Raw genomic sequence first — 22506 nt, 5'->3', positions numbered from 1 at the left:
GATCAGGAGTGACTGGCGCATGACCGACATCGACCTGTCCAGTCTCACGCCGGAGCAGAAGCGCGCGCTGTTGGCAGAGCGGTTACGGCGGGGGAGCGGCGAGCGGCCGCCCGCGCGAGAGCGCCGGTTCGCCGCGTCGTTCCCCCAGCAGCGCATGTGGTTCCTGGACCAGCTCAACCCTGGTGGCGCCGCCTACAACATTCCCGCGGCCGTGCGGGTGCACGGCCCGCTCGACGTGGAGATCTGGCGCCGCTGCCTCGCCGAGATCGTCCGTCGGCACGAATCCCTGCGGACCACGCTCACGGAGGTGGACGGTGAGCCCGTGCAGGTCGTGCACGACAGCGGCGAGCTGGAGCTGACCGTCGAGGAGTGCCCGCACCTGCGCGGCCCCGCGGCGGAGGAGGGCATCAAGGAGCTGGCCCGCCAGGAGTTCGCCCGGCCTTTCGACCTGGGCACAGGACCGCTCATGCGCATGAGGTTCCTGCGCCTGGCACCGGACGAGCACATCCTGCTGCTGACCATGCACCACGTCGTCGCCGACCTGTGGTCGACGTCCGTGCTCTTCGGTGAGCTCGTCACCCTCTACCGGAGTCACCTGACCGGCACCGGGCCGGAACTGCCGAAACTCTCCGTCCAGTACGCCGACTACGCGGCCTGGCAGCGCAAGGAACTGGCCGGACCGGGCTTCGCGGCCGAACTCGACTACTGGAGGACCGCCCTCGAAGGCGCGGCGCCCATCCTCGAACTGCCCACCGACCGACCGCGGCCGGCGGTGCTCGGCTCGGCGGGCGCATCCCGGCCCTTTCGGCTGCCGGCCTCCGTGATGAGCGGCGTGCGCGAGCTGAGCCTGCGCACCGGGGCCACCCCGTTCATGACCCTGCTCGCCGCCTACGTCGCACTGCTGCACCGCTACAGCCGGCAGGAGGACATCGTCGTCGGAGTGCCCGTGGCCAACCGCGGACAGGCCCAGGTCGAGCGGCTGATCGGTTACTTCGTCAACACGCTGGCCCTGCGCCACGACGTGTCGGGCAACCCGACGTTCACCGAGCTGCTCGGCCGGGTGCGCGGCACCGCGCTCAGCGCCTTCGCGCACCAGGAGGTGCCGTTCGGCCGGCTCGTGGAGGAACTGCGCCCCGAGCGTAATCTGTCCCGTTCACCGATCTTCCAGGTGTCGTTCGTCTACCAGAACATCCCCGTGCCGGAGTTCGGCGTCGGCGGGCTGTCCCTGGAGCTGATGGACGTGGGCAGCTCCACCGCCCGGTTCGATCTCGAACTGCAGGTGTTCGAGCAGGGGGACGAGCTCAGCGGCTACTTCGAGTACAACACCGAGCTGTTCGACGACGGGACGATCGACCGTATGGGCAGCCACCTGAAGGTGCTGCTCGACAACGTGCTTGCCGACCCGGACCAGCCGATCCTGGAGATCGCGCTGCTGACCGAGACGGAGCGGCAGGCGCAGTCGCAGGAGCGCGCGGACACCCGTCACGACTGGCCCGACGAACTCCTCACCCACCAGCGCGTCGAGCGGCAGGCCGCACTGCGTCCCGGCAAGGAAGCGGTGCACTGCCAGGGCGAGACCCTCACCTACGCCGAACTCGACACCTCCGCCAACCAACTGGCCCGCCGCCTGCGGAGCCTTGGTGTGGGCCGCGACGTGATGGTCGGCGTCAGCCTGGAGCGGTCCCTCGACATGGTCGTCGCGGTGCTGGCCGTGCTGAAGGCCGGCGGCGCCTACGTGCCCATCGACCCCAAGCTGCCCGCGGACCGCCTGGCGTTCGTGATCGAGGACGCCGCCCTGCCGGTCCTGATCACCCAGAGCTCCGTGGCGCCCGGTCTGCCCCGGTGCTCCGCCACGACGCTGTGCGTGGACGAACTGCGCGCCGAACTGGCCACCGAGCCCGCCGGACCCCTCGCGGTGGACGTCGGCGGCGCGGACCTCGCGTACGCGGTATACACGTCGGGCTCGACCGGCCGCCCCAAGGGCGTCCAGGTGCCGCACCATGCGCTGCGCAACTTCCTCCACGCCATGAAGCAGTGGCCTGGCATCGACCCCGACGACAGCCTCGTCGCCGTCACCACACTCTCCTTCGACATCGCCGCTCTCGAACTGCTGCTGCCGCTCGTCGAGGGTGCCCGCGTCGTGCTCGCCACCCGTGACGTGGCCACCGACGGCAAACGTCTGGCGGACGAGATGGCCGCCACCGGCGCGACGATGATGCAGGCGACCCCGTCGACCTGGCGGATGCTGCTCGACGCCGGCTGGTCCGGCCGCCCCGGACTGCGCGGGCTGATCTGCGGCGAGGCCCTGCCGCCCGACCTGGCGCGGCGCCTGCTCGCCAAGGGTGTCGACCTGTGGAACCTGTACGGCCCCAGCGAGACCACCGTCCACTCGCTGGGCACCCGGATCACCGACGACACGATCACCATCGGCCGGCCGATCGCCAACACCGAGGTGTACATCCTCGACCCCGAGGGCCGCCCCGTCCCCTCCGGCGTTCCCGGCGAACTGTGCATCGGCGGCAGCGGCCTGGCCCGCGGCTACACCAACCGGCCGGACCTCACCGCGCAGCAGTTCGTCTCCAACCCCTTCCCGTCCGACTTCGCCGACCGCCTCTACCGCACGGGCGACCTGGTCCGGCGGCGCGTCGACGGCAGGATCGACTACCTCGGCCGCCTCGACCACCAGGTCAAACTGCGCGGCTACCGCATCGAACTCGGCGAGATCGAGTCCGTGCTCATGTGCCAGGAGCAGGTCAAGGGCGCAGTCGTCGTGGTCCGCGAGGACCAGCCCGGCGATCAGAGGCTCGTCGCCTACGTCGTACCGGGCAGCGACAGCCCCACCGCCGACGAACTGCGCCGCACCCTGCGCACCGCACTCGCCGAGAAGCTTCCCGACTACATGGTCCCGTCGGCGTTCGTCCTCCTCGACGCACTGCCGCTGACTCCCAGCGGCAAGATGGACCGCGGCGCGCTGCCCGCCCCCGAGGGGCAGGAGACCCGCACTGCCGCCGCGTACGTCGCGCCCCGCGACGCCGAGGAACAGGCCCTGTGCACCTTGTTCGCCGAGGTCCTGAACGTGCCCCGGGTGGGCGTCGACGACGGCTTCTTCGCCCTCGGCGGGCACTCGCTGCTCGCCACCCGTCTGGTGGCCCGGATCCGCGGCGTGCTCGGCGCCGAGCTGCCGGTGCGGGCCCTGTTCGAGAAGCAGACGGTGGCCGAGCTGGCCGCACTGCTGCGCCAGGGCGCTCAGGACACCCGGCCCGCGCTGACCCGCGCGCAGCGCCCTGACCCACTGCCGCTGTCGTTCGCCCAGCGGCGCCTGTGGTTCCTGCACCAGATGGAGGGCCCCTCGCCCACCTACAACCTCCCTGTGGTGCTGCGCCTGACCGGAGCCCTGAACGTGGCAGCCCTGCAGGCGGCGCTCGGCGACGTCGTCGCCCGGCACGAAGCACTGCGCACCGTCTTCCCGGACACCGGCGCGATGGCCTGCCAGCGGATCCTCGACGCGGAACAGGCGCGTCCGGACATGAACGTGACCGAAGTCGAGCCGAGCGGTCTGGACGAAGCGGTGGCGGGCGTCGTCCGTCATGCCTTCGACCTGACCCAGGAGATCCCGCTGCACGCGGAGCTGTTCTCCACCGGCGACGACACACACGTGCTCGCCGTCGTCGTGCACCACATCGCGGCGGACGGCTGGTCGCTCGAACCGCTGCGCCACGACCTGGCCGTCGCCTACCGGGCCCGGCAGGCCGGCCACGCACCCGACTGGGCGCCGCTGCCCGTCCAGTACGCGGACTACGCCTTGTGGCAGCGTGACCTCCTCGGCGAGCAGGACGATCCCGACAGCATCTGGTCACGTCAGCTCGACTACTGGCGCGGGGCGTTGGACGGGCTGCCCGAGCGGATCGCTCTGCCCGTCGACCGGCCGCACCCGGCCGAGGCATCCCATGAAGGGGACACTCTCACCTTCCAGTGGGACGCGGACCTGCACGAGGGGCTGGCCAAGCTCGCCCGCGGCTGTGGCGTCAGCATGTTCATGGTGCTCGACGCGGCCTTCGCGGTCCTGCTCAGCAGGCTCGGTGCCGGCCAGGACATCCCCATCGGTGTGGCCACGGCGGGCCGTGACGACCAGGCCACCGAGAACCTGATCGGCTTCTTCGCCAACACGCTCGTCCTGCGCACGGAGATCTCCCCGCGCCGGACCTTCCGCGAGCTTCTCGCCGCGGTCCGCGACCGCACCTTTGACGCGCTCGCCCACGGGGACATCCCCTTCGAGTCCCTGCTGGACCGCCTGCACCCGACCCGGTCGATGTCCCACCACCCGCTCGTCCAGGTCATGCTGTCCTGGCAGACCGTCACCGGCGCGGGCCCGGAACTTCCCGGCGTCACGGCACAGCCTCTGGTGCACAGCACCAAGACGGCGCGCATGGACCTGGTCCTGCTGCTGCACGAGCGGCTCGCGGCCGATGGCACCCCGGCCGGAATCGACGGCGGCTTCGAGTACAACGCCGATGTCTTCGACCCCGGCACCGTGCGCACGATGCTGCTCCGGCTGCGCCAGGTGGTTCTCGCGATGATCGCCGATCCGGACCAGCCGGTGGGCGACATCGACCTGCTCACGCCGGCCGAGCGGCACCGCGTGCTGGAGGAGTGGAACGGTACCGGCGCCCGGGAACCCCGCGCGGGTCTGCCGGAGTTGTTCGAGGCTCAGGTGGCCCGTACTCCCGATGCTCTCGCGGTGTCCTGTGGCGACGATCATCTGACCTACCGTGAGTTGTCCGAGGTCACCGACCGACTTGCCGTACGGCTGCGTGCTCTCGGCATCGGTGCCGACGGCTCCGAGGACGCGGTCTGTCTGCTCATGGAACGCTCGGTGCGGGTACCTGTCGTTCTCCTCGCGATCCTCAAGGCCGGCGGCGTGTACGTGCCACTCGACCCCCGCTACCCGGACACCCGGATGCGCCTGATCATCGAGGACACCGGCGCGGACCTGCTCCTCGTGGACGGCGCGGACCTGATCCACCCCACCGCCGACGGCCTGCGCGTGCTCGACGTGAGCGCCGAACTCGCCGCCCTGGACGGTGCCGCCGGCTCGGCCGAGCCCCTGACGCCCGCTCACCCGGGCGGCCCGGACCGCATGGCGTATGTCATGTTCACCTCCGGTTCCACCGGCCGTCCCAAGGGTGTCGCGGTCACCCACGGCAATGTGGCGAGTCTGGCCGCCGACCCGGGATGGCAGGGCGGGAACCACGCCCGCGTGCTGATGCACGCACCGACGGCCTTCGACGCTTCCACCTACGAGGTGTGGGTGCCGCTTCTTTCCGGGGCGCGGATCGTCGTGGCCCCGGCCGGAGATCTCGACCCGGACGTGCTGGCCGACACCATTCGTAGGCAGGACGTCACCTCGGCGTTCTTCACGGCCGCGCTGTTCAACCTGCTCGTCGAACGCGATCCCGCGGCCCTGGCCGGGATGCGCGAGGTGATAGCCGGAGGCGAGGCCCTGTCGCCCCCCGTCGTCGCCAAGGCCCTGTCCGCGTGGCCCGAGACCGTGGTGACCAACGGGTACGGGCCCACCGAGACCACCACGTTCGCCGTGCTGCACCGCACGCGCGAGACGCCTCAGGGCACCGTGCCGATCGGCACCCCCATGCACGACACCCGCGCCTACGTCCTCGACGAGCGCCTGCGGCCGGTGCCTGTGGGGGTCGCCGGTGAGCTGTATCTCGCGGGTGCGGGCCTGGCTCGTGGATATCTCGGCCGGCCGGGTTTGACGGCCGAGCGTTTCGTCGCTTGCCCTTACGGGGATCCCGGGTCGCGTATGTACCGCACCGGTGACCTTGCCCGCTGGCGCGCGGACGGACGGATCGAGTATCTCGGCCGGACCGATGACCAGGTCAAGATCCGTGGTTTCCGTATCGAGCCGGGGGAGATCGAGAACGTCCTCGCGACGCACCCGGCTGTGGCCGACGCCACTGTCCTCGTGTGCGACAGGCCGGCTGGTGGCAAGGATCTCGTGGGCTACGCCGTCTTGACCGAGGGTGTCGAGGTCGAGCCCGCGGAGCTGCGCGGGTTCGTGGCCGAACGCCTGCCGCAGTATTCGGTTCCCACGGTCGTGATGGTGCTCGATGCCTTCCCGATGACCGGTAACGGCAAGCTCGACCGTGGTGCCCTGCCCGCTCCCGCGCGGGGCGACGGCAGCGGCTCGCGGGCGGCCGAGACCCCGGCCGAGCGTACGGTGGCCGCCGTGTTCGCCCAGGTACTCGGGATGGCCGAGGTCGGTGCCGAGGCCGGCTTCTTCGACCTGGGCGGCGACAGTATCCAGGCGACCCAGCTCGTGGCTCAGGCCCGTACGGCCGGCCTTGTCTTCACCGTGCGTGACGTGTTCACTCACCAGACGGTGGCGGAAATCGCCCGGGTGGCCCGTCGCGGCGACGAGGACACCGCGGTGAGTGTCGCCGATGTCGGTACCGGTGTCATCCCGGCGCTTCCGGTGCTGGAACGCCAGCGCCGGCTGGGTGGCTCCGCGGTCGGTTTCGATCTTTCCGCCATGGTCGGCCTGCCCGTCGACGTGGACGAGGCCCGGCTCACCCGGACGCTCCAGGCGGTCGTCGATCACCACGATGCCTTGCGTACCCGTCTGGTGAACGGGCCGGATGACCGTTGGTCGCTGCACGCGGCCGAGCCGGGCGCGCTTCAGGTGGGTGGTGTGTTGCGGCGTGTGGACATCGCCGGCCTTGATGACACCGCGCTGCGGAGGGTGGTCGCGGAGGAGACGGCCCGGGCGAGGCGGGCGCTTGATCCCGCTACGGGTGTGATGGTGCGGCCGGTGTGGTTCGATGCCGGGCCCGGCCGGCCCGGCCGGTTGTTGCTCGCTGTGCATCACTTCGCTGTGGACGGCGTGTCCTGGCGGATCCTGCTCTCGGATATGTCCGTCGCCTGGGACGCGGTGGCGGCCGGCCGCGAGCCGCATCTGACGCCGGTGGCGACCTCGTTGCGCAGCTGGGCCGAGCGGGTGGCCACCGGTGACGCCCTTACTCGGCACCGCCGGGAACTGCCCGTGTGGCGCGAGGTACTCAAGGACGCCGAACCGCTGGTGGCGGGAACGCTCGACGCGCGGCGCGACGTCACCGGGAGCGAGGGACGGCTGACGATGGTGTTGTCCACCCAGGACACCGCCGCGCTGGTCGGGCGGGTGCCGGCGGTGTTCCGTCGCGGTATTCAGGACGTCCTTTTGACTGCTTTCGGTCAGGCTGCCGGCCGGCATCGCCGTGGCCCGATCACTGTGGACGTGGAGAGCCACGGCCGGCACGAGCACCTCGTGGACGGCGTCGACCTGTCCCGCACGGTCGGCTGGTTCACCAGTGTCCACCCGGTCCGTCTGGACGCGGCCCTGCCCTGGGACCTGGTGGCCGCGGCCGGCGCCAGGCTCGCTGACGCCGTCGTGCGTACGGGACAGCATGTGCGGGGTTTGCCGGAGCAGGGTCTCGGCTACGGTGTTCTGCGATATCTGGACGGGCGGCCGGGGGAGTCGTTCGCCGGACTTCCCGTCCCGCAGGTGTTGTTCAACTACCTCGGCCGGGTGCCTGTCGCGGAGGAGGGGCGCCCTTGGCTGCCTCTGCGTGACGCGATGGCGCCGGGCAGTGTGGGCGGGGTCCGTCCGTTGTCTCATCCACTGGAGGTCAACGCCGTCACCCAGGACGGTCCGGACGGTCCTCGGCTGGTGGCGAACTGGAGCTGGGCGTCCGCGCTGCTGAGCGAGGACGAGGTCCGTCGGCTGGCCGAGGACTGGTTCGAGGCGTTACGCGCGCTCACCCGGTGTGCGACCGCCGTCGAGGACGGCGTCATCACTCTGGACCGGGACCTTCCCCGTGCCGAGGCCCTGGGTGACGCCGATCTGCTGAACACCCCGATCCCCAGGGCGGATCATGCCGCCGGCACCGGGCTTTCCTTCGGCCAGCTGGAGTTCTTGCTGCAGCCGGTCGGCCCGGATCACGCGCACCACGCGGTCATCACCGCTTACCGGGTCCGTGGCCCGCTCGACACGGTCGCACTGCGGCGCAGCCTGGACGATCTCGTACAGCGCCACGACATCCTGCGTACCCGCTATGTCAAGCGGGGCTCGGCGACCCTGCAGTTCGCCGACGGCCGGCCGAAGTGGCCCGTCGAGACCGTCGACCTGAGCGCTCACCAGGCAGAGCAGCAGCACGAGCTCCTGCGTGACCTGCTCACCCAGGAGACCCGGAAGCCTTACCGCATCGAGGGCGGCAACCTGCTCCGCGGCCTGCTGGTCCGCCTCGCCGACGAGGACTACGCACTGGTCCTGGTCGCTCACCACATCCTGGTGGACCACTGGGGCTTCCTGGTGGTCTTCGACGAGCTGGCCGAGCTCTACGCGGCCCATTCCGCGGGCCGCCGCCCCCGGCTGCCCGCGGTGATGGCCCAGCACCTGGACTACGCCGCGTGGGAGCAGGGCCTGCTGGCCTCGGGCGCGCTCGACGAGCACATCGCGTACTGGCGCGAGGAACTCGACGGCGCCGCCCGCCGGCTGGACTTCGAGGCACCCGCGCACCAGCTCGACGACTGTGTCCAGGGGTTCAGCCACAGCGTCGTCGTCGATTCCGCGATCATGGACGAGGTCAAGGATGCGGCCCGCCGCGAGGGCGTGACTCTCTTCATGATGCTGATGGCGGCCTTCCACGTGCTGCTGCACAGCTACTCGGGTGAGACGGACATCGCCGTCAGCCACCCGCTGGCCGGCCGTGAACGGCCCGAGACGCAGTCGATGGTCGGCCCGTTCATCAACATCATCCTCAACCGTTCCCGTATGGCGGACGACCCGACCGTCCACGAACTGCTCCAGCGTGTTCTGCGGAGCGAGCTGAACGCCTACTCCCACCAGAACGTCCCGGTGCGCGCCCTCGTGCACGACGGCGTCGTCGGTGACGGCAACGCGCTGCCGATGCGCGTGATGCTCAACCTCCTGGGCGTGCCGAGCAAGACCCTGGCCCTGGACGGCCTTCAGGTGGGACCGCTCGATGTCCGGGTCGGTGACGAGACACCACTGCCCGAGCTGGTCGCCGCGATCGAGCCGCACAACCTCGATCTCTACCTCGTCGCCCGCGAGGTCGAGGGGGAACTGCGCGGCCTGTGGGTCTACAACCCGGACTACCTCACGCCGCAGGTCATGGGCGCGCTGGTCAACCAGTGGCCGCGAGTTCTCGAACTCGTCGCCGGCAACCCGCACATGACCGTCTCGCAGCTGCGCGACCGAGTCCGCGCCCACTGACCCCGGACCCCCGGGCCGGCGGCATCAGCCGCCGCCCGGACCACCGGCACCAGCCGCCGCCCGGACCACCGGCACCAGCTCCCGCCCCGGCCATCGGCCACGACTCAAGGAAGCCCGACCAGACGATGAACGCCATCACCAACGGACTGCCGACCCAACGCGAACACCCCTTCGACCCACCTGCGGCGCTACGCGAACAAGGCCCCATCGGCCGCATGACCTTCCCCGACGGACACGACGGCTGGATCGTCACCGGCTACCGCCAGGCCCGCTGGATCCTGTCCGACAAACGCTTCAGCTCGGCCCCCGGCCACAAGCACCTGGCCTTCCCCTCGGACCGCCCCTCCGACCTGGAATCCGAGATCCCGGGCCTGTTCGAACACATGGACCCGCCGGACCACACCCGCTTCCGCCGCTGCCTGGCCGGCCAGTTCACCGTGCGCCGCATGCGCCTGCTCGCCGAGCGGATCGAGGAGATCACCGCCCACTACGCCGACGAGATGCTGCGCAAAGGACCGACCGCCGACCTCGTCAGCGACTACGCCGTACCGGTGTCCTCACAGGTCATCTGCGAACTGCTCGGCGTCCCCGTAGCCGACCGGGAACGTTTTATCGGCGACTCGGAGGACCTGCTGCGCCTCGACGTCGACCCGCGGCAGGCCCAGGCATCACTCGACGACCTCATCGGCCTCACCAGCGAACTCCTCCTGCACAAGCAGGCCGCACCACAAGACGACGTACTCAGCGTCCTGGTCACCGCGGACGACATCTCCTTCGAGGAGGCCGTCGGAGCCTCCCTTCTCCTCCTGGTCGCCGGCCACGAGACCACGGCCAACATGCTCTCCCTGGGCACGTACGCCCTGCTGAACAACCCCGAGCAGCTGGCCCTCCTGCGCGCGGACCAGACACTGATGGAGAAAACGGTCGAAGAACTGCTGCGCTTCCTCACCATCGTCCACGTCGGTGTGCAGCGCAGCCCCACCGAAGACATCGAGATCGACGGCATCACCCTGCACAAGGGCGACACCGTTCTCATCCACCTGCCCAGAGCCAACCGCGACCCCGAGCAGTACCCCGACCCCGACCACCTCGACATCACCCGGGGCACCCACAACCACCTCACCTTCAGCCACGGCATCCACCAGTGCCTCGGCCAGCAACTCGCCCGCCTGGAACTGAAGATCGGCTACACCGCCCTGCTGCACCGCTTCCCCCACCTGCGACTCGCCGCGAGCGAGCATCAGATCCCGATGCGCTCCGACATGACCGTCTACGGCGTGCACGCACTCCCGGTGACCTGGTGACCCGGTGATCGCCACGCGGACACGGCGAGATCCCCCACCGCGCCGCGACGGTCAACGGAGCCCCACGGCTTCACACACCCGCGCAAGCCAAGCGGCACCAAGGCAGGGAGAGGAACGATGACGCACCCGTTCGACGACCCCAGCGGCTACCGGGTCCTCATCAACAGCCTGGAACAGCACAGCGTGTGGCCGAGCGGCATCCGTGTGCCCGCCGGATGGTCCCCGGTGTTCGGCCCGGACAGCCGACAGGCATGCCACCACTACGTCGAATCCCGCTGGAGCGACATGCGCCCCGCCACCGTGCGGACCGCCCGGTGACCACCACCGCACAACAGGGCCCCTCCCCCCTGCGGAGCCTGCCGTTCCACAGGGTGCTCGGCGCGGAGTTCATCTCCTCCATCGGCTCCCAGATGACCACCCTCGCCCTCCCCTGGTTCGTATTGATGACCAGTGGCTCACCGGCACGCATGGGACTGGTATTCCTCGTCCAGATCCTGCCGGTGCCACTGCTGAGCATGCCCGCCGGACTGGTCGTCGCCCGCTTCGGCGCCCGCCGCGTCACGATCATCGGCGACCTGTGCAGCGCGGCCCTGATCGCGACGGTACCGGCGCTGTACTCCATGGACATGCTGCCGTTGTGGGCACTGCTGATCATCGTGGCCCTGCTCGGCTGCGTCGCATCCAGCTACCTGCCCGCACAACGCATGCTCCTCACCGACACCATCGGCTCCGACGAAAGCCTCGTCACCGCGGGCAACGCCCTGTTCGAGACGGCGACCTCCACCGCCCGCCTCATCGGACCGGCGGTCGCCGGCCTCCTGATCGCCCGATTCGGCGCGCTCAACGTCCTGTGGGCGGACGCCGTGTCCTTCGTCGTCTCCGCCGCCCTGCTGACCGGCCTGCCCCGCACCGCTCCGGCCCCACACCCACCGGCCGCCCACAACATGACGGAGGGAGCCCGCTACCTGGTCCGCGACCCGGTGCTGCGCGTCATGGCCCTGGCCACCCTCGGCTACGGCGCCCTGATGCCGGTCGTCATGCTCGCACTGCCCGTCCTGGCCAAGAACCGCTACGACTCCGATCCCCACGTCGCCGGCTGGCTCCTGGCGGCCTGGGGCGGCGGCACCGCCCTGGGCACCATCCTGGTCGCCTGGCTGGCCCGCCGGATCTCCCCCCGGCGACTGGCCGCGGCGGGCGGAGCGGGCGCCGCGGTCGTGCTGTGGCTGCTGCCCTGGGACCAACCGGTCACCACGCTCGCCCTGACCGTCGCCACAAGCTGCATGTTCCTGCCCGCGGTCACCGCACCCGCCGTCACGATGATGATGCTGCGGCCACCAGAACACCTGCGACCCCACGTCGTTCCCGTGTTCGGCGGCGTCGTCTTCCTCGCGAGCCCCCTCGCCTACGGCACGGCCGGCCTGCTGTTCGAGCACCTGGCAGTCGGCACGGTACTCACCGCCGTGGCCGTGGGAGCGAGCCTGTGCGCGCTCCCGCTACTCAAACTCGGCCTGTCACCCGACCGCTCCTGACAGCGACGACCACCCACCACGACACCGGGCCCGCACGAGTCCGTCCGCCGCCGTCCGCGGACTGCTGTGTGGCCCGGGGGCTGGTTCCGGCCGGGCTCGGGTTCTCGAAGTACCGTCCACCCGCCGGAGCGACGTACTCGCCGCCGATCCAGTGGTCGTACCGGGTCGCGAACGACATCAGCGAACCCTCGGTACCGGGCGCGGCGTAACGGGTCATGACCGTGGCCCCCCTCGGACCGCGCCGTCCGCCCCTGGCCGGCGGTCGGTGCCGAGTGCGCGCGAGACCACGTTGCGGACCCGTCGCAGCCCGAGTGTGTCGGCGGTGAGTTCGGCGTCGAGCGCCGCCAGCCGGGCGCGTGCGGCCGGGGCCTCGGTGGCCGGTACGGTCGAGGCCAGCGCCCGCCACACCGTGATGTCGTCCTCGCCCCACGCGCTGTACGCCCAGTCCGCGAGCAGCGCCGGATCGGCCCGGTCCACCACGGCCGCGCGCAGCCGGCCGGTGAGCCGTTCCCGCAGGCGCACGACCCCCGGCGCGCGGGAGGACGGCAGCAGCGGACCCGGGTATCCGCCGAGCGCCGCCGAGACGGCTCCGGCGGCCAGCCGCCGGTCCACCGCGTCGAAGTCCGCGTCGACCGGCTGTGCCAGCCGGTACGGCCGGGAGGCCAGCAACTCCGGTCCGAGCAGGGCCCGGAGCCGGGACAACTCAGCCCGCAGCGTGACCGGGGTGACCGACTCGTCCTCGTACAGCAGCGTGAGGAGTTCTTCGCCCGCCACACCCTCCGGGCGCCGCGCGAGCACCACCAGGATCTCGCTGTGCCGACGGCTCAACCGCAGCCGCCGCCCCGGCACTTCGAGCAGGGCCTCGTCACGGCCGAGCGCGGTGAGCCGGAGCCGGTCGGCGGCCGGCGCGGGGGAGACCAGGGCGAGCTGTGATTCGGCGGCGCGCGCCACCGCCTGCACGAACGCCAGGCTGTGCGGATGCGCGAGACCGTCCCCGCCGGTGATGTCCACCGCCCCCAACACCCGTCCGCTGTACGGATCGTGGACCGGTGCCGCCGCGCACGTCCACGCCTGCACCGGCCGTCGGAAGTGCTCCGCGGCGCACACCTGTACGGGCCGGTCGACGGCGAGCGCCGTCCCCGGGGCGTTCGTCCCGGCCACCGCCTCCGACCAGCGCGCCCCGGCCACGAAGTTCATGCCGCGCGCCTTGCGCAGCGTCCCCGGATGACCCTCGACCCACAGCATCCGGCCCGTCGCGTCGCACACCGCGATCAGATGCTCGCCGTCCCGGGCGTACGCGCCCATCAGCTCGCGGATCACCGGCATCGCCGCCGCCAGCGGGTGCCCTGCCCGGAGCCCGGCCAGTTCCTCCTCGTCCAGCTCGATCCGGGCGGCGCCGTCCGGGCTGACCCGGGCCCGCGCCGAACGCCGCCAGGAGTCGGCGACCAGCGGCCGTACGGGGGGCGAGCCCGGCGGCGCTCCCAGGGCGCCGCCCGCCGAAGAGCCCCCACCGCCACGGGGGCCGGCGCCGGAACCGTCACCGGCGCCGCCCGTGCTCGTGAACGTCTCGTGCGCCCGCCGCACCCCTGTCCACGCGTCGCTCAACTCGTCCTCCCCGGTGGGGTCGTCCGTCGCGTCGAGGTCATCGTGCGGGCGCCCACGGCCCGTCGACAAGCGCCCGGACGGGTCGTCCTGCGCGCCCCGCGCCGGCTCCGGGGCCGCCCGGGCGGGCGAGGGCCGCGAGCCCGTCACGTAGAGTGGGGTCCGGGCCGTGACTGGCGCTTGAGGTGGATCACCACCGGGGAGCGGCCCGGCGAACGCGCGCACGCACCCCGTGCCGCCACCGCCCCGTTGCCGTGCGCCTGGGCCGACCACCGTTTCGCGACGACGCCCAGGAGTGGCCCATGTCCACCAGCACCGCACGCCTCATGGACGGCACCGCGCTCGCCCGCCGCACGGTCGAGGAGACCGCAGCGCGTGCCGCAGAGATCACCCGCCGTACCGGCGTCACGCCCTGCCTGGCCACCGTCCTCGTCGGTGCCGACCCGGCCTCCGTCACGTACGTGAAGATGAAGCAGAACCGCTGTGCGAAGGCCGGCATCCGGTCGAAGCACGTCGAACTGCCGGCCGAGACCACCACCGAGGAACTCGTCGCCGCGATCACCGCGCTCTCCGCGGACCCCGACGTGCACGGCATCCTGCTCCAGCACCCGGTCGGCCCGCACATCGACGAGCGCGCCGCCTTCGAGGCCATCGCCCCGGAGAAGGACGTCGACGGCGTCACCATGGCCTCCTTCGCCGCCATGGGCTTCGGCCTGCCCGGCTTCGTGTCCTGCACTCCCGGCGGCATCATGCGCCTGCTCGACGCCTACGACGTCGAGCTCAGCGGCAAGCGGGCCGTGGTCGTCGGCCGCAGCGCCATCCTCGGCAAGCCGGCCGGCCTGCTGCTCCTCGGCCGCGACGCCACCGTCACCTACTGCCACTCGCGCACCGTCGACCTGTCCGCCGCCGTCCGCGAGGCGGACATCCTGGTGGCCGCGGTGGGCAAGCCGCAGTTCATCAAGGGCGAGGACATCAAGCCGGGCGCCGTCGTCATCGACGCCGGCTACAACCCCGGCAACGTCGGCGACGTCGACTTCGACAGCGCCGCCGAACGTGCCTCCCTCATCACCCCCGTGCCCGGCGGCGTCGGCCCGATGACCATCGCCGTCCTGCTCGCGCAGACCGTCGACGCGGCCGAGCGTCAGCTCGCGGCGCGGTAGACGGCCGGCCGTGCGGCGCCCGCAGGGTACGCGGTCGGTCTTGGGACGGCCGACCCAAGCCCAGGGCCGGTCGCACCACGTTCGGGGCCGGCCGGTCCAAGCCCAGGGCCGGCCCGATCCAGGACCGCCGTGCGGGGCGCGTGAGTTCCCTGCGGGCCACGGGCCCCGGACGGATCGCGGATCCCCTGTGGATCTTGGGTCTCGTACGGGCCGCGACTTGGTCACGGTTGCGTACAGGCGGGCCCCAGGAGGCCGGGATCGCTCGCCATGCGGGCGTCGGCGGGCGAACCTGAATCCCATGCTCCACCCGCCGACGGACACCCCGTCCCGACATGCCCGGCCCTCAGGACGCCCGGGTGTCGTCGCTTTGCCGGTCGCCACCGCGCTGGCCGCCGTCCTGGTGCTGTTCGTGACCCTCACCGCGCGCGGGGGCACGGCCGACGACACGCGCCGCACCGCGCCGCCCGTACCGTCCGCGACACGCGATCCGTACGGCACCCCGAGCCCGGACGACGGGCGCGACACGCCCGGCGGGCACGGCACGGACGGAGGGCGCGGCGCGCTCGACCAGACTGCCGCGCCTCGCCCGGGAAGCACCTCGGCCGGCCCGTCCGCTCGGCGTTCCGCGGCGCGGGGGGAGAGCCCGTCGCCCCGCACGCCGCGCACCGGGCCGGGCCCCGGAGGCACGCCCCAAGCGCCCGCGAGCAAGGCCGCCCCCACCGCGCCGGCGAAGCCCCCCGGCGCCCGGTGGACGGCCGCCTCCGCGACCCGGCCGGCGCGCCCGAAGGGTCAGGCCCGCCCCGCGCCGTACGACGTGCTGCGGGTCGGCGACTGCTTCGACATCGACCGCGCCGCGCCCGGCACCGTCGTGCGCCGTGCCTGCGACACGCCGCACGACGCCCAGGCCGTGGCCCGGATGCCCCTCCGGGGCCGGTACGCCGACGACGCGGCGGTACGGGAGGCGGCGGCCGGCCTGTGCCGGGCACCGTTGCGTGCCGAGGCCGCCGAACAGCCCGTCGGCACTCGCTGGGCCACCTTCGTCCAGTACCCGTACCGCACCAGCTACTTGCTCGGCGCCGACCGGATCGTCTGCAGCCTCGCCGTCCCGTCCGGCTCGGGGCGCAAGATCACCGCGCCGCTGCGCTGACGGGGCGTCCGGTCAGGCAGGCGACGCGGCCGGGGCGTCCGGCTCGGCCACCCCGCCCCGCGTGACACCGGCCGCGTGCTCCGCCGTGGGCTCCGGCACGGATTCCGGCGGAGACCCCGGCATGGCCCCCGGCGGGGGTCCGACCAGCGCGGCCACCAGACGGCGCAGGGCGGGCCGGGGATCCGGCGCGTCCGGCCACGCCGTCATGAGGAGATGGTGGGCGGTGCCGACGACGGCGAGGGCGACGGTGGCCGGATCGACGCCGGCCGCGATCCGGCCGCGCTCCCGCTCGGCCTCCAGATAGCGGACGATCGCGTCCTGAACCGCGTCGAAGGCGGGTGCCCCGTCCGCCAGCGCCGCGCGGATCAGGGGCGTGACGGCGGGGCGGGTCAGCGCGAGCCCCGTCACGGCCGCGCCGCCGGACTCGAACAGCGCGAGGGCGACCGTGTCCAGGTTCCCCGCCACCGTGCCCTCCCCGACGCGCCCGGTCAGCGCCCGCGCCCGTGCCGCCGTCCGCGCGAACCGGTCCAGGCAGAGTTCGGCGATGAACGCGTCGAGGCCCGCGAAGTGCGCGTGCAGGAGCCCCTTGGCGCAGCCCGCCTCGGTGGTGACGGAGCGGCTGGTGAGCGCACCAGGGCCGTTCCGTTCCACGATGCGTTCGGCCGCCGCGAACAGTCGCTCGCGTACGTCCGGGGTCGCCACTCCGCGCGGTGCCATGGCCGCCTCTCCTTCTGCCGTTCCGGGCGGTCGCGTGCTCCGGGCGCGCGCGACCGGCCTCTCAGCTCTGCCGGGCGCCTCACCTGGGACGCGACTCCCCCCGATCGTAAGGGGATTGCAGGTATGGGCGCATGCCCATACTGTTTGGGCGTTCGCCCATTCTCTGTTGTCGTCCGTCAGGAGACACTCATGTCCGAGATCGTCAACAGCGCCCAGGCGCAGGCATGGAACGGCCCCGAGGGTGCTCACTGGGCCCGCCACCAGGACCGGTGGAACGCCGTGAACGGCGGATTCGACGAGCCGCTGCTCGACGCCGCCGGCGTCACCGCCGCGCACCGCACCCTCGACATCGGCTGCGGTTCCGGCCAGACCACCCTCCTCGCCGCCCGTCGCGCTCCACAGGGGCTCGCCCAGGGCCTCGACCTATCCGGCCCCATGCTGGCCGAGGCCCGCGCCCGTGCCGTACGCGAAGGCATCGCCAACGTCTCCTTCACCCAAGGCGACGCGCAGGCACATCCGTTCGAGCCCGGCGGATTCGACGCGGCCATCAGCCGCTACGGGGTGATGTTCTTCGCCGACCCCGCGGCGGCCTTCGGCAACATCGGCCGCGCCCTGCGCCCCGGCGGCCGGCTCGCCTTCGTCTGTCCGACCGAACCGGCGCTCAACGGCTGGGTGGTGGCCCTGGCTGCACTGCGCGGCATCCTCCCGCTCGGCGACTTCGACCGCCCGGGACGGCCCGGGATGTTCTCCCTGGCGGCACCCGACCACGTCCGTGCCGTCCTCGGCGCGGCCGGATACACCGATGTCGCCGTCGAGCGGGTGACGGCGGACGGGAACTGGGGCCAAGGCACCGAGGACGCTGCGGACTTCCTGCTGTCGTCCGGACCCGGCCGGCACCTCATGGGCCAGGTCGCGCCGGCCGAGCAGGCCCGGGCCCGGCGCGTGCTCGTCGACCACCTGCGGGACCACGAGGCGGCGGACGACGGCACGGTGCGGCTGCGCAGCACGTCCTGGCTGGTCACGGCGACCGCCGCCTGAACACGGCGTGGCCGCCGCCGGGGCGGTCGCCCCGGCGGCGGGACGGCTACCGCAGCGCCGTCGCCAGGGCCGCCGCCGGATCGTGCGCGGCCGGCCCGGCCGGAATCCAGCGGCCGTCCTCCTCGCGGTACGGCCACCAGCGGCCGTCCTCGCCGAGGCGGAGCTGTCCGTCCCCGCCCACGACCGTCCACCGGGCCGGGTCCGACCCGCGCAGGACGGGACGGTCGTCCGCGTCCCAGGCCGCCGCCAGCCGGACCTCGGCGCGGCGCAGCGCCTCGGTGTCCGGCGCCCACCGCCCCTCCAGGACCGCGAGAGCGGCCGCACCGCCGAACCCCCAGGCGTGTACGGCCAGTTCGAGCTCCTCGCGGGTGCGGCCCGAGCCGTCGGCGAGCCGCGCCGTGATCCAGGTGGCCGGGGCGCCGGCGGCCAGCCGTACCGCGTCCTGACCAACCGTCAGTTCCGGCTCGGTGAACGCCGACGAGGCCCCGGACAGCAACCGGTGCGCCCGCGCCGCCGCGTCCGTCACCAGGAACTCCAGAGCCGCCGGGTCGACGTCCGGACCCGGATCGGACTCCGTGTCGAGAGACGGCGGCTCGCCGGGCGCGGCGGCCGGAACCGGGGGAGCGGGCAGCGGTGGCAGGATGTCCCGCGCCGCGAACGCCTCCGCGGCCGAGACCCCGGCCGTACCCCGAGCCGCCCCGGATTCCGGCGCCTCGGCCGCACCGGCCCCGTCCGGCCGTACCCCCGCGGTCTCCCCGCCGGCCGCCTCCGCCGCCCGCGCCGTGCTCCGCTCCTGCAGCGCAGCGATCAGCGCCCGCTCCCCGCGCCCGCGCAACAGCAGCAGGACGAACGGGTCCTCGTCGAGCAGCCGCGCCACCTGGTAGCAGAGCGCCGCTGTGTGCGGGCAGTGATCCCAGGCTTCACAGGTGCACTGGGGCTCCAAGTCGCCGATGCCCGGCAGTAGTTCGAGCCCGGCCGCCGCCGCGTCCTCGACCAGGTGCGGTGGCAGTTCGCGATCGAGCAGCGCCGCGATGTGCCCGGCGCTGTCCACCGCGAGGTCGACCAGCCGGTCCCACGCCTCTCCGGAGAGTTCCTGGACCAGCACGTCACCGCGGTGCGCCGTGCCGTCCCGGTCCCGCACCACCGCCGTGATCCGTCCTGGTCGCACCGACACCGCGCCCACCACCCCGGCCCGGGCGTACCGCCGGCCGGCCTTCAGCTGCTGTCCGTCGAGCGCCGTGTCCTCCAGGGCCCGCAGCCAGGCCCGGCCCCACCAGGTGCGGGCGAAACCCGCGCCGTGTACGGGCGGCAGGGCGGCGAAGATCCGCTCGCTGTCGGCCTTGTCGGCCCTGTCACCCCTGTCGTTGCGGCCGCCGATCCCGCGGCCCCGCCCCTCGCCGTTCTCGTACGCGTCCTCGTCGGCCTCGCCGCCGGGACCTTCGTACGTGTCCCCGTACGCGTTCATCGTCCGTCCTCCCCGCGCAGCCGCACCAGCTCGGCCAGCTCCGCGTCCGTCAGCTCCGTCAGCGCCGCCTCCCCGCCGCCGAGCACCGAGTCGGCCAACGCGCGTTTGCGCTCCAGGAGTTCCGCGATCCGGTCCTCGACCGTGCCCTCGGCGATCAGCCGGTGCACCTGCACCGGACGGGTCTGCCCGATCCGGTACGCGCGGTCGGTGGCCTGCTCCTCGACGGCAGGGTTCCACCAGCGGTCGTAGTGCACGACATGGCCCGCCCGGGTGAGGTTCAGTCCGGTGCCCGCCGCCTTCAACGACAGGAGGAAGACCGGTACTTCGCCGCTCTGGAACCGGGCGACCATGGCCTCCCGCCGCGGGATCGGCGTCCCCCCGTGCAGGAACTCGGTGGCCACGCCGCGTGCCGCCAGATGCGTCTCCAGCAGACGTCCCATCGCCACGTATTGGGTGAAGACCAGCACGCTCCCGTCCTCGGTGAGGATGGTGTCCAGCAGCTCGTCGAACAGCTCCAGCTTGCCCGAGCGGCCGACGATCTCCGGCCGTTCCTCCTTCAGGTACTGCGCGGGGTGGTTGCAGATCTGCTTGAGGCCCGTCAGCAGCTTGACCACCAGGCCGCGCCGCTCCATCCCGTCGGCCTCGGCGATCGCCGCGAGCGTCTCGCGCACCACCGCCTCGTACAGCCCCGCCTGCTCCTTCGTGAGGGGCACGGTGCGGTCGGTCTCCGTCTTCGGCGGCAGTTCGGGCGCGATGCCCGGGTCCGACTTGCGCCGCCGCAGCAGGAACGGCCGTACCAGCGCGGCGAGTCGGGCCGCCGCGGCCGGATCGTTGCCGCTCTCGACGGGATCGGCGTACCGCGTACGGAACGCGCCGAGGCCGCCGAGCAGGCCCGGGGTCGTCCAGTCGAGGATCGCCCACAGCTCGGAGAGGTCGTTCTCGACCGGCGTGCCCGACAGCGCCACCCGAGCCGCGCCGCCGAGCGTGCGCAGCGCGCGAGCCGTCGCCGCGTACGGGTTCTTGACGTGCTGGGCCTCGTCCGCGACGACCAGACCCCAGCGGCACTTGGCGAGCCGGGCCGCGTCGAGCCGCATCGTGCCGTACGTCGTCAGGACGAACTCGCCGTCGGCGAGCCCCTCCAGGGAGCGCGACGTGCCGTGGAAGCGCCGCACCGGCGTGCCCGGCGCGAACTTCTCGATCTCGCGCTGCCAGTTGCCCATCAGCGAGGCCGGGCAGACCACCAGCGTCGGCCCGGCCGACTCGGGGTCGGTCTGCCGGTGCAGATGCAGCGCGATCAGGGTGATCGTCTTGCCGAGGCCCATGTCGTCGGCGAGACAGCAGCCGAGCCCGAGCGACGTCATCCGGTGCAACCAGGCGAGCCCGCGCAGCTGGTAGTCGCGCAGCGTCGCGGTGAGCGCGGCCGGCTGGGTGATCTCCCGCTCGTCGCGTTCGGGGTCGGCGAGGCGGGCCCGGAGCCGTTCCATCCAGCCGGAGGCCTGGACCTCGATCCGCCGGCCGTCGACCTCGACGCTGCCGGTGAGGACGGCGCCCAGCGCGTCGACCGGGGTGAGCTTGTCGTCGTGCCGGGCGCGGGCGCGCCGCAGCTCGTCGGGGTCGACGAGCACCCACTGGTCGCGCAGCCGGACGAGCGGGCGGCCGGTCTCGGCGAGCCGGTCCAGTTCGGCGCGGGAGAGTTCCGTGCCGCCGAGCGAGAACCGCCAGTCGAAGGCGAGCAGGGTGTCGGCGGAGAGCAGCGACGGCATGCCGTCGCCCCGGCCCTGGAAACCCGTGCCCGCCCCCGTCTTCCCGCTGGTGTCCTCGTCCGGCGGGCCGATCACGGCGCGGGTCGTGAGCCGCTGCGCGAGGTCGCGCGGCCAGTGGACGCGGACCCCGGCGGCCGCGAGCGCTCGGGCGGCCGGGCCGAGGAGTTCGGCGATCTCCTCGTCGGCCGGCTCCATCGCGTCCGGTACGGCCGCGGTCAGCAGCGGTGCGAGCGGCGGCCAGGCGCGCGCCGCCCGGCGCAGCGCGAGCAGCGCGTCCAGCCGGGCACGCGCCCCGAAGGCGGCGGCCGCGGGTGTAGTGCCCGACCACACGTCCCCGGCGTCGGCCACGAGCGTCGGGTCGGCGACGGAGTGCATCTGCAGCACGATACGGAAGGACGGAGTCCCGTCCCCGTCTCCGGAGCCTGCGGCCGGCTCGTCCCCGAGCACCTTGTCGGTGGTGAACTCGGGCCCCGTGCCCACCAGTTCGACGCGCAGCGACAGCCGAACGCCCGCGTCGTGTCCGGCGGCCACATCGGCGGCCCAGGCGCGCAGCCCGGGGCGGCGCTGATACCGCCCGCCGTCGTCGGAGGCGGCGAAGGCGGAACTTCCGGCGGCGAGTGCGGCGGCGGGAGTACGGGGGAGGGTGTCGGCGACCGCGTCGGTGAACGCCCGCAGCAGCCCTTCCGGTTCGGGCAGCAGCAGGTCGCCGTCCTCGCCCGGTTCGGGCAGCGGTACGGCGTGCGCCGACGGGGGCATGGCCGCGGCCAGATCGCGCAGCGCCGCCACGTCCTCCGCGGCGAGCGGGCCGGCCCGCCAGGCGTCGTGGTCGCCGGCGGTGAGCCCCGGCAGGACGAGGCCCCGGGCGACCAGATCCAGCGCGAACAGGGTGGCCGCTCCCCAGAACGCGGCCGACGGCGAGGCGTCCGGTGCGAAGCGCGCCCGGGCGAGGACGGGCAGCGCGGCCCGTACGGGGAGATGGACGGCGTCGACGGGGCGCGGCCGGACGTTGTCGCCGACGACGGTCAGCGTGGCCCGGGTCCCGTCGCCGTCCGGGACCGCCGTGTCGGCGGACCAGAAGGCGAACCGGCCCGCCCGGTACGGGTCGGCGGGCAGGAAGAGAGCGTGACAGCGGGCGAGCCCGGAGGCGGGCGCGGGAGTGGGTGAGGGCGCGGGCGGCGGGGTGGGCGCGGGGCGGGGCGAGGACGGGGGCGGCTGCGAAGGCGACTGCGACAACACATTCCTCAAGTTTGACTAGCGGGTCGGGCGGCCGAGGGTACCTCAACTTCTGCTCCTCGCGCCGACCTTGACCCGTGACGTGCGTCACGGGCGCCCCGTAAGGGTGCCCCTCCGGGTGGTTCTCGGGGTGGGGCAGACCCCACCCCGCGTCCCCGGGACGGCCCCCGACCCGGTCCGGGTGGTGCCGTCATGGCCCGGGACACCCCCCGATCCGTACGTTTTCGGACAGCCGACGCGAACCCTGTGACGGCCCGTCCCG

General features: G+C 72.9%; 10 protein-coding genes, 1 pseudogene and 1 riboswitch. Of the genes and pseudogenes, 7 read left to right on the top strand and 4 right to left on the bottom strand.

Annotation, left to right across the window (positions count from 1 at the left end; genetic code table 11):
• Positions 1-19: 19 nt before the first annotated feature.
• The 4 genes from ABZ693_RS05345 to ABZ693_RS05330 all read left to right on the top strand — a co-directional run bounded on the left by ABZ693_RS05345 (position 20) and on the right by ABZ693_RS05330 (position 12119).
• Entirely contained in the window at positions 20-9286 is a 9267-nt protein-coding gene (locus ABZ693_RS05345; RefSeq protein ID WP_359873570.1) for a non-ribosomal peptide synthetase, read from the top strand.
• A gap of 125 nt (positions 9287-9411) precedes the next feature.
• On the top strand, positions 9412-10590 hold the full coding sequence (locus ABZ693_RS05340) for a cytochrome P450 (protein ID WP_359873568.1): 1179 nt from the start codon (positions 9412-9414) through the stop codon (positions 10588-10590).
• Positions 10591-10707: 117 nt separating this feature from the next.
• Positions 10708-10908 carry an MbtH family protein gene (locus ABZ693_RS05335; RefSeq protein WP_359873566.1) on the top strand — a complete coding sequence of 67 codons (201 nt, stop codon included), beginning with the start codon at positions 10708-10710 and terminating at the stop codon, positions 10906-10908.
• Positions 10905-12119 carry an MFS transporter gene (locus tag ABZ693_RS05330; protein ID WP_359873564.1) on the top strand — a complete coding sequence of 405 codons (1215 nt, stop codon included), beginning with the start codon at positions 10905-10907 and terminating at the stop codon, positions 12117-12119. Before ABZ693_RS05335 ends, ABZ693_RS05330 begins: the two co-directional genes overlap by 4 nt.
• A 213-nt stretch (positions 12120-12332) precedes the next feature.
• On the opposite strand, the gene ABZ693_RS05325 is transcribed toward ABZ693_RS05330, so the two are convergent.
• Positions 12333-13724: a GAF domain-containing protein gene (locus ABZ693_RS05325; protein ID WP_435842346.1), complete on the bottom strand. Its 1392-nt coding sequence runs from the start codon at positions 13722-13724 to the stop codon at positions 12333-12335.
• A 156-nt stretch (positions 13725-13880) separates the two neighbouring features.
• Positions 13881-13994: riboswitch (ZMP/ZTP riboswitch) on the top strand.
• A gap of 29 nt (positions 13995-14023) precedes the next feature.
• Here ABZ693_RS05325 and ABZ693_RS05320 point away from each other — a divergent pair.
• Together ABZ693_RS05320 and ABZ693_RS05315 are read left to right on the top strand one after the other, a co-directional pair.
• A complete protein-coding gene (locus tag ABZ693_RS05320) occupies positions 14024-14881 on the top strand; it encodes a bifunctional 5,10-methylenetetrahydrofolate dehydrogenase/5,10-methenyltetrahydrofolate cyclohydrolase (protein ID WP_359873562.1) in 858 nt (285 codons plus the stop codon).
• A 367-nt stretch (positions 14882-15248) separates the two neighbouring features.
• Positions 15249-16028 (top strand): hypothetical protein, encoded by a 780-nt coding sequence (locus ABZ693_RS05315; RefSeq protein WP_359873560.1) that lies wholly within the window; start codon positions 15249-15251, stop codon positions 16026-16028.
• Positions 16029-16166: 138 nt separating this feature from the next.
• Here ABZ693_RS05315 and ABZ693_RS05310 read toward each other — a convergent pair.
• Positions 16167-16745, bottom strand: a pseudogene (locus ABZ693_RS05310) (TetR/AcrR family transcriptional regulator); the annotation flags it as partial.
• A 189-nt stretch (positions 16746-16934) separates the two neighbouring features.
• Between ABZ693_RS05310 and ABZ693_RS05305 the strand changes: the two are divergent.
• The gene (locus ABZ693_RS05305) at positions 16935-17783 is read left to right on the top strand and encodes a class I SAM-dependent methyltransferase (protein ID WP_359873559.1); all 849 of its coding nucleotides are present in this window, start codon (positions 16935-16937) and stop codon (positions 17781-17783) included.
• Between the two features lie 46 nt (positions 17784-17829).
• On the opposite strand, the gene ABZ693_RS05300 is transcribed toward ABZ693_RS05305, so the two are convergent.
• Together ABZ693_RS05300 and ABZ693_RS05295 are read right to left on the bottom strand one after the other, a co-directional pair.
• Positions 17830-19248: an SWF or SNF family helicase gene (locus ABZ693_RS05300; RefSeq protein WP_359873557.1), complete on the bottom strand. Its 1419-nt coding sequence runs from the start codon at positions 19246-19248 to the stop codon at positions 17830-17832.
• Positions 19245-22244 carry an SCO1167/SCO6262 family helicase gene (locus ABZ693_RS05295; RefSeq protein ID WP_359873555.1) on the bottom strand — a complete coding sequence of 1000 codons (3000 nt, stop codon included), beginning with the start codon at positions 22242-22244 and terminating at the stop codon, positions 19245-19247. Before ABZ693_RS05295 ends, ABZ693_RS05300 begins: the two co-directional genes overlap by 4 nt.
• Positions 22245-22506: the final 262 nt, after the last annotated feature.

It is taken from the genome of Streptomyces laurentii (assembly GCF_040635425.1).
GTDB classification, from domain to species: Bacteria; Actinomycetota; Actinomycetes; order Streptomycetales; family Streptomycetaceae; genus Streptomyces; species Streptomyces laurentii.
This window is presented reverse-complemented; position numbering and strand designations above follow the sequence as displayed.

Bases quoted from the DNA above. Each gene is read 5' to 3' on its own strand.
- ABZ693_RS05340 (WP_359873568.1), top strand. From the start codon at position 9,412: ATGAACGCCATCACCAACGGACTGCCGACCCAACGCGAACACCCCTTC.
- ABZ693_RS05345 (WP_359873570.1), top strand. From the start codon at position 20: ATGACCGACATCGACCTGTCCAGTCTCACGCCGGAGCAGAAGCGCGCG.
- ABZ693_RS05335 (WP_359873566.1), top strand. From the start codon at position 10,708: ATGACGCACCCGTTCGACGACCCCAGCGGCTACCGGGTCCTCATCAAC.
- ABZ693_RS05320 (WP_359873562.1), top strand. From the start codon at position 14,024: ATGTCCACCAGCACCGCACGCCTCATGGACGGCACCGCGCTCGCCCGC.
- ABZ693_RS05300 (WP_359873557.1), bottom strand. From the start codon at position 19,248: ATGAACGCGTACGGGGACACGTACGAAGGTCCCGGCGGCGAGGCCGAC.
- ABZ693_RS05305 (WP_359873559.1), top strand. From the start codon at position 16,935: ATGTCCGAGATCGTCAACAGCGCCCAGGCGCAGGCATGGAACGGCCCC.